14 protein-coding genes are annotated in these 12,784 nt (G+C 73.6%); 7 read left to right on the forward strand and 7 right to left on the reverse strand.

Features of this window, described 5'->3' with window-relative positions; translation table 11 throughout:
* Window positions 1-75 precede the first annotated feature (75 nt).
* Window positions 76-1,377: an NAD(P)/FAD-dependent oxidoreductase gene (locus tag ABZV00_RS18455; protein WP_355607620.1), complete on the forward strand. Its 1,302-nt coding sequence runs from the start codon at window positions 76-78 to the stop codon at window positions 1,375-1,377.
* A gap of 20 nt (window positions 1,378-1,397) precedes the next feature.
* On the opposite strand, the gene ABZV00_RS18460 is transcribed toward ABZV00_RS18455, so the two are convergent.
* The 3 genes from ABZV00_RS18460 to ABZV00_RS18470 form a co-directional block, all read right to left on the reverse strand.
* Window positions 1,398-2,498 carry an AI-2E family transporter gene (locus ABZV00_RS18460; protein ID WP_355607623.1) on the reverse strand — a complete coding sequence of 367 codons (1,101 nt, stop codon included), beginning with the start codon at window positions 2,496-2,498 and terminating at the stop codon, window positions 1,398-1,400.
* Between the two features lie 95 nt (window positions 2,499-2,593).
* Window positions 2,594-3,388: a fused MFS/spermidine synthase gene (locus ABZV00_RS18465; RefSeq protein WP_355607626.1), complete on the reverse strand. Its 795-nt coding sequence runs from the start codon at window positions 3,386-3,388 to the stop codon at window positions 2,594-2,596.
* Window positions 3,389-3,578: 190 nt separating this feature from the next.
* The gene (locus tag ABZV00_RS18470) at window positions 3,579-4,556 is read right to left on the reverse strand and encodes a DUF2267 domain-containing protein (protein WP_355607629.1); all 978 of its coding nucleotides are present in this window, start codon (window positions 4,554-4,556) and stop codon (window positions 3,579-3,581) included.
* 199 nt (window positions 4,557-4,755) lie between these two features.
* Between ABZV00_RS18470 and ABZV00_RS18475 the strand changes: the two genes are divergently transcribed.
* Window positions 4,756-5,070 carry a hypothetical protein gene (locus tag ABZV00_RS18475; RefSeq protein WP_328417170.1) on the forward strand — a complete coding sequence of 105 codons (315 nt, stop codon included), beginning with the start codon at window positions 4,756-4,758 and terminating at the stop codon, window positions 5,068-5,070.
* 76 nt (window positions 5,071-5,146) lie between these two features.
* Here ABZV00_RS18475 and ABZV00_RS18480 read toward each other — a convergent pair whose 3' ends face one another.
* Window positions 5,147-5,485, reverse strand: coding sequence for an STAS domain-containing protein (locus ABZV00_RS18480; RefSeq protein ID WP_355607632.1), 339 nt, complete (start codon window positions 5,483-5,485; stop codon window positions 5,147-5,149).
* Between the two features lie 229 nt (window positions 5,486-5,714).
* On the opposite strand from ABZV00_RS18480, the gene ABZV00_RS18485 reads away from it, so the two are divergent.
* From ABZV00_RS18485 to ABZV00_RS18505, 5 genes are all read left to right on the forward strand, one after another.
* Entirely contained in the window at window positions 5,715-7,466 is a 1,752-nt protein-coding gene (locus ABZV00_RS18485; protein ID WP_355607635.1) for a PP2C family protein-serine/threonine phosphatase, read from the forward strand.
* 14 nt (window positions 7,467-7,480) lie between these two features.
* Window positions 7,481-8,521: a cobalamin-dependent protein gene (locus ABZV00_RS18490; protein ID WP_355607637.1), complete on the forward strand. Its 1,041-nt coding sequence runs from the start codon at window positions 7,481-7,483 to the stop codon at window positions 8,519-8,521.
* Window positions 8,522-8,638: 117 nt separating this feature from the next.
* Entirely contained in the window at window positions 8,639-8,986 is a 348-nt protein-coding gene (locus ABZV00_RS18495; RefSeq protein ID WP_355607639.1) for an STAS domain-containing protein, read from the forward strand.
* A gap of 67 nt (window positions 8,987-9,053) precedes the next feature.
* Window positions 9,054-9,500 carry a response regulator gene (locus ABZV00_RS18500; protein ID WP_328417160.1) on the forward strand — a complete coding sequence of 149 codons (447 nt, stop codon included), beginning with the start codon at window positions 9,054-9,056 and terminating at the stop codon, window positions 9,498-9,500.
* A gap of 112 nt (window positions 9,501-9,612) precedes the next feature.
* Complete coding sequence (locus ABZV00_RS18505; protein WP_355607642.1) at window positions 9,613-10,152, forward strand: ATPase; 540 nt, start codon at window positions 9,613-9,615, stop codon at window positions 10,150-10,152.
* A gap of 19 nt (window positions 10,153-10,171) precedes the next feature.
* Here the strand turns inward: ABZV00_RS18505 and ABZV00_RS18510 are convergent, their stop codons facing one another.
* From ABZV00_RS18510 to ABZV00_RS18520, 3 genes are all read right to left on the reverse strand, one after another.
* Entirely contained in the window at window positions 10,172-11,017 is an 846-nt protein-coding gene (locus ABZV00_RS18510; RefSeq protein WP_355607645.1) for a hypothetical protein, read from the reverse strand.
* 299 nt (window positions 11,018-11,316) lie between these two features.
* The gene (locus ABZV00_RS18515; RefSeq protein WP_328417154.1) at window positions 11,317-11,742 is read right to left on the reverse strand and encodes an OsmC family protein; all 426 of its coding nucleotides are present in this window, start codon (window positions 11,740-11,742) and stop codon (window positions 11,317-11,319) included.
* 70 nt (window positions 11,743-11,812) lie between these two features.
* Complete coding sequence (locus ABZV00_RS18520; protein ID WP_355607649.1) at window positions 11,813-12,760, reverse strand: serine/threonine-protein kinase; 948 nt, start codon at window positions 12,758-12,760, stop codon at window positions 11,813-11,815.
* Between the last annotated feature and the right edge of the window lie 24 nt (window positions 12,761-12,784).

Consider the following 12,784-nt stretch of genomic DNA (forward strand, 5'->3'; position numbering starts at 1 on the left):
CCGCCGTTCGCCCACCGCGCCCGCCGTCCCGGTGGTTCGACGTTTGTCCTGGCCTTCGACGGGAAACGGCCCGCAATGACGAAACCTCGTGTGGTGATCGTGGGGGCCGGGTTCGCCGGTTACCACGCGGCGAAGACGTTGAGCCGGCTCGCCCGGGACCGGGCCGAGATCGTGGTGCTGAACTCCACCGACTACTTCCTCTACCTGCCACTGCTGCCCGAGGTGGCGGCCGGGGTGGTCGAGCCCAAGCGGATCGCGGTGCCGCTGACCGGGACGCTGAAGGGCGTACGGGTGGTGATCGGCGAGGCGGATCACGTCGACCTGCAGAACCGCTGGGTCGGCTTCACCCAGCCGGAGGGCGACAAGAACCGGCTGGCGTACGACCGGTTGGTGCTCGCCGTGGGCAGCGTCAACAAGTTGCTGCCCATCCCCGGGGTGACCGAGTACGCGCACGGCTTCCGCGGCCTGCCCGAGGCGGTCTACCTGCACGACCACGTGGTCCGCCAGATCGAGCTGGCCGAGCAGGCCGAGGACCCGGCCGAGCAGCGGGCCCGATCCACCTTCGTGGTGGTCGGCGCCGGTTACACCGGCACCGAGGTCGCCGCGCACGGGCAGTTGTTCACCGACGCGTTGCAGGCCCAACGGCCCCGGCTCACCGTCCGCCCGCGCTGGATGCTGCTCGACGTCGCGCCCCGGGTGCTGCCGGAGCTGGACAAACGGATGTCGCAGACCGCGCACAAGGTGCTCGACCGGCGTGGGGTGGACGTGCGGATGGGCACCTCGGTGGCCGAGGCGACGGCCGACGGGGTGAAGCTCACCGACGGCGAGTACGTGCCCACCTGCACCCTCGTGTGGTGCGTGGGGGTACGCCCCGACCCGTTCGTCAACGAGTTGGGCCTGCGTACCGAGAAGGGCCGCCTGGTGGTCGACGAGTTCCTCACCGTCCCCGGCTACCCCGAGGTGTACGCCTGCGGCGATGCCGCCGCCGTGCCCGACCTGACCCGCCCCGGCCAGGTCTGCACGATGACCGCCCAGCACGCCCAACGGCAGGGCAAGCTCGCGGCGCACAACATCGCCGCGTCGTACGGGTTCGGGCAGCGCAAGCCGTACAAGCACCACGACCTGGGCTGGGTGGTCGACCTGGGCGGTAAGGATGCGGCGGCGAACCCGTTGCACGTGCCGCTGGCCGGACTGCCCGCCAAGGCGGTCACCCGTACGTACCACCTGATGGCGATGCCGGGCAACCGGAGCCGGGTCGGCGCCGACTGGGCGTTGGACGCGGCGCTGACCCGGCCGGCGGTCCAGCTCGGCCTCGTCCCGGCGAACGCGGTTCCGCTGGAGAGCACCTCACCCGAGGTCGCGGCCCGGTCCCGCTGAGCACCGCCCGATCCGGCCGGTCAGCCCTCGCGGGCGGGACCGGCCGGTCGGCGTCGCTGGTCGGTGGCTGTGGCCGGCGGGGTGGCGCGCAGGCGGCTCGGGCCGTACTCGCGCAGCAGAGTCTGGACGATGCCGGCGGCCGGGATGGCCAGCAGCGCGCCGAGCAGGCCGGCCAGCTCCGCCGCGAGCAGCACGCTGACCAGCACGGTCAGCGGGTTGAGCCGGACCGCGCGGGACAGGATGAGCGGCTGGAGCAGGTGATTCTCCACCTGCTGGTAAACCACGAAGAAGACCAGCACCACGATCCCGGCGTTGGGGGAGTGCACGAAGCCGGCCCCCGCCGCGATCACCGCGCCGAGTGTCGCGCCGACCAGCGGTATCAGGTCGGCCACCGCCACCAGCAGGCCGATCACGGCGGCGAACGGCACCCCGGTGAGGGTCAGCACCACGAAGGTCAACAACCCGCAGATCACGCTGATCAGCAGGTTGCCGGTGAGGTAGCCGGTAACACTGCGGGAGACCTCCCGGCCCACCCGACGTAGCCGCTCGGCCTGCCCGTCCCCGGCCGCCACCAGCACGCCACGGGTGATCCGCGGCGCCTCCAACACCATGAGGTACGCCAGCACGATGACCGTGACCAGCCCGGCGACCGTCTCCACGACGCCGCGCAGCACGCCGACCGCGGGTTGACGCAGCCGGTCGCCGAAGTCCCGTAGCTGATCGGAGTGCCCGGAGACGTACCGCAGGGCACCGGTGCGCTCCAGCAGACTCCCCAGCGGGCCGCGACCGGCGCGCGCGTCGCGCAGCAGCTCCGGCGCCCGTTCGGCGAACCGCTCCAGCTCGTCCAGCAGCGGCACCAGGATGACGGCGATCAGGATCGACAGCGTCACGAACGCGGCGAGGAACACCAGCAGCGTGGCCAGCGCCCGCCGGCGCACGAAGCGACGTTGCAGCCGGTCCACCAGCGGCTTGAGCGCGACGGCGAAGAAGGCGGCCACGACGGCCCAGACCAGCACTCGGCGGGTCGCGTACACGAAGGCCAACGCGAACGCGGTCGCCAGCACCAGACCGATCACGATCAGCGTCCGGCGGGCGGTCAACCGGGTGTCGGCGTCGCTCACCCGCCGCACCTTCCCCGCGCTCACCTCCGGAAACCCAGCTCCCGCGCTCATCACCCGGCGGTGCGTGAGTGCGAGGACCTCCCTACATCAACCGATCATGGCTGGCCCGGCTGGTCGGCGTCGGTGACCGGGTGGGCGCCGGCGACGAAGGCATCGAGCGCGGCGTCGTGCAGCAGGCTGCCGGGCACCGGGTCGCGCAGGGCGGCCACCGCCAGCCGGCCGACCGGCAGCCCGCTGGGCCGGGGCGTCGCGGCGAGCACCAGGTTGCCGTAGCGCCGGCCACGCAGCATTCGCCGGTCGCCCAGCACGCACACGTCGCCGAAGACCGCCCGCAGCGTGGCCACCTGTGCACGGGTGCCGAGCAGGGGCGGTAGGTCCGTGACGTTGACCAGGTAGAGCCCGTCCGGACGCAGGGTCCGGGCCACCTCGGCGGCGAACTCCACGGTCCGTACGTGCCGGGGCATCTGGGCCGCCCGGTAGATGTCGGCGACTACCAGGTCGTACCGGCCCGACGGGGTGGCCGCGACCGCGTCCCGGGCGTCGGCGACCTCCACCTCCACCTCGGGCGGCAACGGCGGCAGCTCCCGGGCGACCAGCTCGACCACCGCCCGGTCCCGCTCGACGACACGCTGCCGGGAGCCGGGCCGGGTGGCGGCCAGCCAGCGGGGCAACGTCAACGCGCCCCCGCCCAGGTGCAGAACGCTCAGCGGGGTGCCCGCCGGTGCCGCCAGCTCCACCGCCGAGGCGATCCGGCGGACGTACTCGAAGTGCAGGTGTCGAGGATCCTCGACGTCCACGTACGACTGCTCGACGCCGGCGGACAGCAGCGTCCGCCCGGTTCGGCGGACCGGGTCGGCGACCAGCTCCAGCCGGTCGGCGGCGCGGTTCATGACCGGCACGCTAGCCGAGCCGCCGGTGCGCGCCGATCGTGGCCCGGCCAGCCGGGACCGGGCGACGTCCGGTCCGTGACGGTGGTGCCGCCGCGGGGCCGGGCCGGGTCGACGCGGCCGGGCACGGCTGCGGGCCGGCGGAGCGGGGGGTGCCCCGCGTCCGCCGGCCCGCGTGCGCCGGTGCGGCCGGTCAGCCGCTGGCCATCCCGGCCCCCACCTCGTCGATCGCGTCGTCGATCTGGCGGGCGAGGTCCACGTCCAGCGCGGTCACCCCGTTGGCCTGGTTGGTCCGCACGGTCAGCACGGCGGCCGTGTCTCCGGGGCGCCCGATGCTCGGGCCACGGCCGGTCTCCTGGCGCAGCTGGTCGAGCCTCGCGAGCACCCGGTCCAGGTTGTCCGGCGGCAGCGCGACCACCCGGTACAGGGCGACGTTGTCGCCGGCCCAGTACGGCAGGTCGTCCAGGGCCGCCCGCAGCTGCTCCGCGTCCAGGGTGGGTGTGGTGGTGGAGGCGCCGACGATGCCGCCGCCGGCCTCCGGCGGGTTCAACAGTTCCCGCAGGCCGTCGGGCACGTGCAACGACTCGACCAGGTCGCCGTCGTGGTCGGCGAGCGCGGCGAGCGTCGCCTCCGCCTGGTATCGGGCCTGCTCCGGCGTACGGCCGCTGATCCGGCCCACCTCGGCCAGGAAGCCAGGCAGGTCCCGGTGCCGCTCGATGCCGTCGACGGGCAGAACGTCGTGCAGCGAGTTCGGCACCGCGGTGAGCAGCAGCTGCCGCTCCGCCGCGTCCAGGGCGAAGGCCAGGACCAGGACGGTCGCCTCGGTGCCCACCTTGGCCGTCTTGAAGTCGACCCCGGCCCGGCGCCGGACCTCGTCGACCAGGTCGTGGTAGCCCATGCTGTTCACCCCGGTCGCGCCGGCCCCGGCGGACGGTTGCGGCCGGGGATTCTCGGCGGCTCCGACTGCCGGCGGGGCCGGCCCACCGCGCGTGGTGTCCGGCTTGTGCCGTCCGGCCGGTGCTGGGCCGGTCCGCTTGCCCTGGTCCAGGCTGGTGAGCTGCTTGGAGGCGCTCAGGCTGGCGCCGAACTCGCTGGGCTGGCGGCCCTGTTCGCGGGCCTGCCGGGCGAGCGCCCGGCGCCGCTGGTTGTCGCCCTCCATCTGCTTGCGCATGGTGACGCCCCTTTCGCTGGGGATCGTGCGTGCGCCCGTCGCCTTCCCGTCGTCCGGGAAGGCGAAACGGACGCCGCCGGGTGGGTCGGCCGGGACTCGGTGGGCTTCATCCGGCGCGGGTGAGGGCCGCTCACCCGTGCGACCAGCAGGATCGGCTCAGGACCGGAGTTCTTCCGAGGTACGCGGAAGGAAGGTCGTCATGAAACGGATCGTCGAGATCGTCCCCGCCCGACCCGGCTGGTACGCCCGCTGGCAGCTCACGCCCGACGCCACCCGGTGCTACCCGGTGAGCCTGTGGGCGCTGCTGGAGGAAGCCGACGGAACGGGTCGGGAAGTGGTCGGGATGGACTGCATCGGCCAATGGCCGGGCGCGGACGACAACGAGGTGGGTGGGGACTTCGTCCGTTATCTGTACCAGACGCCCGATTCGGGGGAACCCGCGGACGTCGACCCCGCGCCGACCGGCGAGCTTCGTGACAGCGGACCCCGGCTTCAGCCGATGACCGCACCCTAGACATTCCTCCGGCCCCCGACCCCAGGTCCCAGGGTCGGGGGCCACCCCCTGCCCGGGGCGGCCCGGTGGGCGCCGATCAGCCGATGGCGCGCACGTTGTCGCCGACGGGCTCCACTGCCAGCAGTTGGGCCAGCCCGGTGCGGTCCAGCATTGCCTGGAGCTGCCGGCTGACCCCGATCAGCCGGATCGCGCCGGCGGCGCGGTGCACCATCAGCAGGGCGCTGAGCCCGGAGGAGTCGCAGAGGCTCACCCCGGTCAGGTCGATCGTCAACTGCTGGTGGCCGTCGCCGTGCAGCTCGGCCGCAGCCGCGACCAACTCGGGCGCGGTGTCGTAGTCGAGCTCGCCGCTCAGCCGCAGCCGGACGCCTCCGGCGTCGAGCCGGGTCATCTCGATGGTCAACAGCTGGGGGGACATCGCTTCATGTTCCCAGTCGACGGGCCGAACGCAAACCGGGGGCCATCAGGCCGGTGATACGAGGCGAGCGTAACGATCCACGGCCGGGTCGGTCAGGCCCGCGGCGCGGGCCGCCAGCTGCCGTGCAGTGCCGCCAGGGGTGTGCCGGCGTAGGGTGGCGGGAGAGTGCCGACCACAGGCGCCCGTTCCGGGTCGGGTCGGGTGGACGACAAGGAGTGAGGCTCAGCTGGTGACTACCGCCGACGTCAGGGACTGGGACCCGGGCGACGGACGGCTCTCCACGCCGAGCACCACAGCGGCCCCGGCGTGGTCCGCCGACGCATCGTCCCGGCCCGTGACCGCCCTGCCACCGCTGGCCCCCGACCCGGGTCTGGCCGCGCCCGACTACTGGTCCGAGGTCGTCGAGCAATTCCGCGAGGGCCTGGTGGTCTGCGACGCCGACGGCGTGGTGCGACACGTCAGCCCGGCGGCCGAGCGGCTGCTGCCCGAGGTCGTGCCCAGCGAGCTGCTCGCCGTGGCCGGCGTCCCCGGGCTGAGCGACGGGAGGCCGGGCGGCTTCACCCATCGCGGGCGCCGGCTCACCGCCCGCCGGGTGCCGCTCTCCGGCGGCCGCTGCTGCTGGTACGTCGAGGACGTCACCGAGAGCGTCAGCCGCGCCGACGCGCTGCTCGCCGAGCGGGCCCGCTCAGCCTTCCTGGCCGTGGTGGGCGACAAGCTGGGCAACCCGCTGCACCCCGACCGGGCCGCCGCAGCGGTCGTCCGGCTCGCCGTGCCGACCCTGGCCGAGGTGGCCGTGCTGGTGCTCGCCCCACGCCTGGGACGGGCCCGCTGGTGGCGGGCCTCCCGGGCCGACGACGAGGCACCGCTGGTGGACAGCGGCGTGCTGGCCGGCGGCGACCTGCCGGTGGCTATCGCCGAAGGGCTGACCGGGGTCGAGCCGCACGCGCTGGACTGGCTGGTGGAGCAGGCCGTCGACGCTGGCTGGCTCCCCGGCCTGACCGACGCCGAGAGCGCCGCCCGGGTCGTTCCGCTGCCGGGCCGGGACGTCCCGGTCGGGATGCTCCTGGTCGCCCGCCGCGCCACCCGCTGGTACGACGAGGACGACATGGAGCTGGTCCGCGCCTTCGCAGCCCGGGCCGGCGCGGCGTTGAGCACCGCGCTGCTCTACCGCGACCAGGCGGAGGTCGCCGACACCCTGCAGGCCAGCCTGCTGCCAGTGGAGCCGGCCGAGGCCGTCGGCGTGCAGTGGGGCACCGCCTACCGGCCGGCACAGGCGGGGTTGCGGATCGGCGGCGACTTCTACGGCTCGCACCAGCTCCCCGACGGCGGTTCGGTGTTCTTCCTCGGCGACGTGTCGGGCAAGGGCGTCGAGGCGGCCGTCTTCACCGGTCAGCTGCGCCAGTGTCTGCAGGCGCTGCACCGGGTGGAGTCGCATCCCGGGCGGTTGCTGCGGCTGCTCAACGACGCGCTGCTGGAGACGACCCTGGCGCACGGCCAGGGCCGTTTCGCCACCATGGTGCTGGGCGTGGCCCGCCCACAGCGCGACGGCGGACTCACCCTCACCATGGCCGGCGGCGGGCACCTGCCGCCGCTGGTGCTGCGCGCCTCCGGCGAGGTGGAGTCGGTGCCGTTGACCGGCATGCTGATCGGCGTGGTGCCCGACCCGCGCGTCGGCGAGGTGACCGTCCAACTGGCCCCGGGCGAGACCTGCCTGCTCTACAGCGACGGGGTGACCGAGGCCCGTGGGGGTCGTCGTGGCGACGAGCAGTTCGGCCCGGAACGGCTGCTCACCGCGCTGGCCGGTTGCGAGCGGATGCCGGCCCCCGCCCTGGCCGAGCGGGTCGAGCAGGTCACCTGCGACTGGTTGGCGCACGGCGACCACGACGACATCGCGGTGCTGGCGGTGCGTGCGGTCGGCCCGAACAGGCGGCCGTCGCGGCACCTGCACTCGGTGCCCGCACCCGCCGGCACGGACCAGTAGAGGGAGACCTGAGTGTGACCGCCCCGACCGCCGCCGCCGAGCCGATCGGCGCCTACCCCAGCTACCTGGACTGCCTCGCCGACGCCGACGAGTACGCCGCGATCGACGTGGCGCTCGGCCTGCTCGATGCGGGTGTACCGGCCGAGCGGGTGCTGCTCGACCTGGTCGCGCCGGCCCAGGCGGAGGTGGGCGAGCGGTGGGCGCGCAACGAGTGGAGCGTCGCCCAGGAACACGCGGCCACCCACATCAGTGAGCGGGTGGTGGCGGCGGTGGCCGTGCACGCCAAGCCGCGTCCGGCCGGCGGGCGGGTCGTGGTGGCCTGCATGGACGGTGAGTGGCACGCGTTGCCACCCCGGCTGGTTGCCGAGGTGCTGCGGCTGCGCGGCTGGCAGGTGACCTTCCTGGGTGCCAGCGTGCCCGCGGCGCACCTGGTGTCGTACCTGCACCGGCACGACGCGCACGCGGTCGCGCTGGCCTGCGCGCTGCCGATGCGGCTGCCGCACGCGCACCGGATGATCGAGGCGTGCCGCCGCTCCGACGTACCGGTGGTGGTTGGCGGGCGCGGGTTCGGCGTGGACGGCCGCTGGGCGCGCCGGCTCGGCGCGGCCTGGGCGCCGGACGCGCCGTCGGCGGCCGAGTTGATCGCCGACGAGCGGGCGCTGCGTCGGGTGCCGCCGGCGCAGTTGTCCCACCTGACCGACGACGAGTACGCCGGCCTGGTCCGGCGCCGGGGTGAGCTGATCGACAGCGCGCTAGCCGATCTGCGGGAACGGGTCCCTGCGGCCCGGGCCTACATGGCCGCCCAGCTCGACTCGACCGTGAGCGACCTGGGCCACGTCGTGGACTTCCTGGCCGCTGCGCTCTACGTCGACGACGCCTCGCTGTTCACCGAGTTCGTCGAGTGGTTGGTGGGGATCCTGACCAGTCGGGGGGTGCCCGTCGCCGCGGTGGACCTGCCTCTGGCGCACTACGCCGCCGCGCTGCGCGACTTCCCCCGGGCGGTGCACGCGCTGGCCCTGGGCCGGGCCGCCCTGGCCGCTGCCGCAGCCCGCTGACCGTCCGCCGGGCGGCATCCCCAATCGATCACCGCGCCGTTCGGCCGACGGCACGCCCTTTGCGTATACTTGCCGCACTGCAAACGTCCACTCAGCGGTGGAGCGAGGGGGAGAACGGTGACGTTCAGCGTCAGGCACGCCGGGCGCGAGGATGATGTCGTCTGCCTACGGCTCGCCGGTGAACTGGACCTGAGCACCGCCGCCGAGTTGGCCGCCGCGATCGACCGGCTCTCCGACGCCGGCGAGCACCGGGTGCTGCTCGACCTCACCGACCTCGCGTTCTGCGACTCCACCGGGATGGCCGTGTTCGTCCGGGGGGACAACCGGGCCGCGGCCGAGGGGGGCTGGTTGCGGCTCACCGGCGCGACCGGCCGGGTCGAGCGGGTGTTGCGGGTTACCGGTCTGGCTGAGGTGTTGCGTTACCGTCCCGACACGGCCGACCCGGCGTCCCAGAGCGCCTCCTGATGGGCTAGATTTCCCCGCCAGCGCGGTGACCGTCGGTCCCGCGTCCGTCGACTCGAGGCAGGTAGTGATGGGCGCAGAGAGCCCGCAGCCGGTACGCATCCTGGTGGTCGACGACGACCCGGGCGACGTGCTGATGATCGAGGAAGCGCTGGCGGACTCGGACGTCGAGAAGGTCATCGACGTGGTCAACGACGGCGAGGAGGCGATGGAGTTCCTCCGCGCCGAAGGTCGGCACGCGGAGGCCCGCCGGCCGGACGTCATCCTGCTGGACCTGAACATGCCGCGGATGGACGGGCGGCAGGTTCTCGGTGCGGTGAAGCAGGACGAGGACCTGCGGACCATCCCGATCGTGGTGCTGACCACCTCCAACGCGGACACCGACATCGTCGGCAGCTACACCCTGCAGGCCAACGCGTACGTCACCAAGCCGATCGGCCTGGACGACTTCAACGACGTGGTGCGCCGGATCGACGAGTTCTTCGGCCGGGTGGTCGTGCTACCCAAGCGCGCCTGACGCGTTCCGCGAGCGCGGATGCTGAATATTTTTCCCGAACACCCTCGGTCGCTCCCGTAGCGGCCGAGGATCCAGGTGGGGAAGTAACAGCAGCTGCCTGGGGGGCGACAGTATGAGGTTCTCCGTCGTTGAGATCGGCTATGACCAGAGGCAGGTCGATTCCTGCCTGGATGAGCTGGGAATCCGGTTGTCCCGGCTGGCGGCGCGGGCGGAGGGCGCCGCCGGGGAGGCTCGGGAGTGGGACGAGATCCGCGAGGAGGCCACCTGGCTCAGCGGGCTGCTCCAGCGGCTGGACCTGGGCGACGCCGCGGTCGCCCGGCACGCCGGAGACGCGGTGCAGCGGGAGGCGGCGGAGATCCTGGCCCAGGCCCGGTTCGAGCTGGACGAGGCCCGCGACGAGGCTCGGCAGGTGCGCGAGCGGGCGTACGCGGAGGCCATGCAGGCCCGGCGCGACTTCGAGGCGGCGCTGTACGCCCGCCGGCGACGCGAGGCGCAAGTCGACGAGATCCTCAGCGGGTTGACCGTCGAGCCGGTACCCGCCGACACGCCGACCGCGGCGGCCGGTACGGGCGTGCCGGCGACCCGGGTGGCCGCCGGCGGCGTGGACGCGGGAGCGGAGCCGCCGACCGGGGACGGCGCCCGCAGTCGCTGACACCCGATGCGGCCCCGGCTCAGGCGGTGAGCGCCGCCGCGACGGTGCTCGCGCGCTCCTCGTGCTGGGCGTACGCGTCGGGGAAGCCGGAGATCTGCACGGCCTGGGCGGCGGCGGTGAGGCTCATGTCCTGCCAGCCCGGGATCTCGTTGAGCGCCGTGTAGAACGCCCTTGCGGCGTACGACGGGCGCATCAGCTCGGCCACCGTGCCCCAGCCGCTGCTCGGTCGCTGCTGGAACAGCCCGACCGAGTCGTGGTCGGAGCCGCTGCCCTGGTGCGGGTAGTCCGCCGACTCGGGCAGCACGTCGCTGGCCAGGTTGTAGAGGTTGCTCTCCTGCATGGCGGTGGCCAGCGCCACGACCAGGGCGCGGCGCGGCATCTTCAGCTCCAGGCCCGTGTCGACAATGATCTTGGCGTTGTCCATCTGCGTCTGGTCGAGTCCGGCGACCGGTCGGGGTCGGCGCGGCTTGACCGGCTTCTTGGCCGCCTTGCGCACGGTGGGGGAGGCAGTGGGCTTCGCCGTCGGGCTGGGGCTGACCCGCATGGGGGCGGCGTCACGGTCCAGCGACCGGGAGGCCCGTTCGTCGGCGATGGCGGCGCGTTCGGCCACCGCCTCGGCCAGCGGCTCCACGGGGCGGGTGGTGTCCTCGGCGCCGCGGGCGGTGGCGACCGCGGCCAAGCCGAGGCAGCAGGTGACACCGGTGGCCAGGGCCACCCGGACCGAGGTCGAGCCCAGCAGGGCGCGGCGGGGTGGATCGGGGAGCCGGTGACGGCCGATCGTCCGTTCGGTTGATGCGGCGTCGCCCGGCCGGGTGGTCGGGAGCGCCTTGGTCAGCTTCTGGTCGGAGGGGTCGTCGGCATGCACCCGCCGAGGCTAGAGACCTGGTCGGCCGATGCCATCGGCCCGAACAGTGGCATGCGCCACAATTTGCCCGGATCTTGCATGCCATAAGGGATGGCAAGCTGGCTAGCCGTCTCAACCTCGCTGATCGGGCCAGCCGGGTATTTCCGATTCGCCTGGCCAAGCCGGTCGCGGCGGCGGCGGTCGGCGTCGGTTTTGACCAACCGTCGCGGGTCACCCTTACGGTGCGTGCCTGCTCCCCGAACGGTGGAGGTCCCGGCGTGCCCGTTCGGTGGAGGGGCGGGCCGGCGTCGGCGACCGGATCAGTGCCGGCCGTTCTCCGCCGGGGTGACGGTGAGCCGGTGCCGGCTGTTGTCGCCGCTGGAGAACGGCCAGAGCCGGTCGGCGTACTCGACCAGGTCGGCCAGTTGCTGACGACTCAGGCCGGCGGACGAGATCGAGGCGTGCACGTCGGCCCGGTACCGGCCGTCGTCGTCGCGCCCCAGCTTCGCCTCGGCCCGCACCTGGACCGTGTGCGCCTCATCGGTGATCTCCCCGGCCGCTTCCACCGCAGCGTGGTGCAGGCAGGAGGCGAAGGCGGCGGCCAGCAACTGCTCTGGCCTCAATCCGGTGCAGTGCGCTGCCAGTGGCGAGGCCAGCGCGGTCGAGAGCCCGCCGTCGTCGGTGCGTACGTGGCCGCCCTCGGCGGTCGCGGTGGCCTCTTGAAGCCAGGGACTCGGGTCCGGCATCGCGTTCCTCCCGTCGCTCACCCGCCCGGCTACCCGGCCGCCGCCTGGCGAAACGCCGCGCGCCCCACGGTCAGCTCTCGCCGGCCCGGTTCGGCCCGTCGAGCGCCGACACCGCCTCGGTGGCCTCCATCGCGGCCTGCTCGGTCCAGGGCGACGTCGCGGCCGGGTGGCGCGCGGTGGGAACTCCCATCGGCACGTACACCCGGGCGTCCACGGCCTCGGCCAGCACCAGCGCGGCCACCAGGCTGGTCGGGCGCTCCGCCGGGGCCTCGGCCAGGCAGGAACGGCACAGCTCGGCCACCTCCGGGGGGAGCCCGTCGATCTCAGGCAGCGGGTCCGGCGGCAGGCGGCGGCGGGTGCCCAGCAACTCGGTGAGGGTGTCCGCCCGGTACGGCAGCCGGCCGCTGAGGCAGTAGTAGAGCAGGACGCCGAGGGCGTACATGTCGGCCGCCGGGGTGGCCGGCGCTCCGTCGAGCTGCTCCGGCGCCAGGTACGCCGGGGTGCCCATCAGCAGCCCGTCCGGCAACGGCTCCGGCGCGCCGGCCGGGGTGGCGATGCCGAAGTCGAGCACCTTCACACCGGAGGGGGTGAGCATGACGTTGGCCGGCTTGATGTCGCGGTGCACGATGCCCTCCGCGTGGGCGGCGGCGAGCGCCGCGCTGACCTCCGCGCAGACCCGCACCGAGATCCGCCAGTCCAGCGGCCCGGCCCGTAGGTGCGCGGCCAGAGTTTCCCCCTCGGCCAGCTCCATCACGATGTACGGCACCCGGCGACCGGGCAGCGTCGAGGAGGTGCCGAAGTCGTGCACGCTCGCCACGTTCGGGTGCACCAGACGGGCCGCCGAGCGGGCCTCCGCGCGGATCCGCTCCACCGGGCCGGACTGGCCGTCCCAGCCGGGCGAGATCAGCTTCACCGCCACCGGCCGATCCAACACCTGGTCGTGTGCCTGCCACACCTCGGACATCCCGCCAACGCCGATGCGTTGTTCGAGCTGATACCGCCCGTCCAACGTGCGCATCGATCGCTCCTCGCTCTTACCCGC

The sequence above is a fragment of the Micromonospora sp. NPDC005173 genome, assembly GCF_040608515.1.
In the GTDB taxonomy this organism is placed as follows: Bacteria; Actinomycetota; Actinomycetes; order Mycobacteriales; family Micromonosporaceae; genus Micromonospora.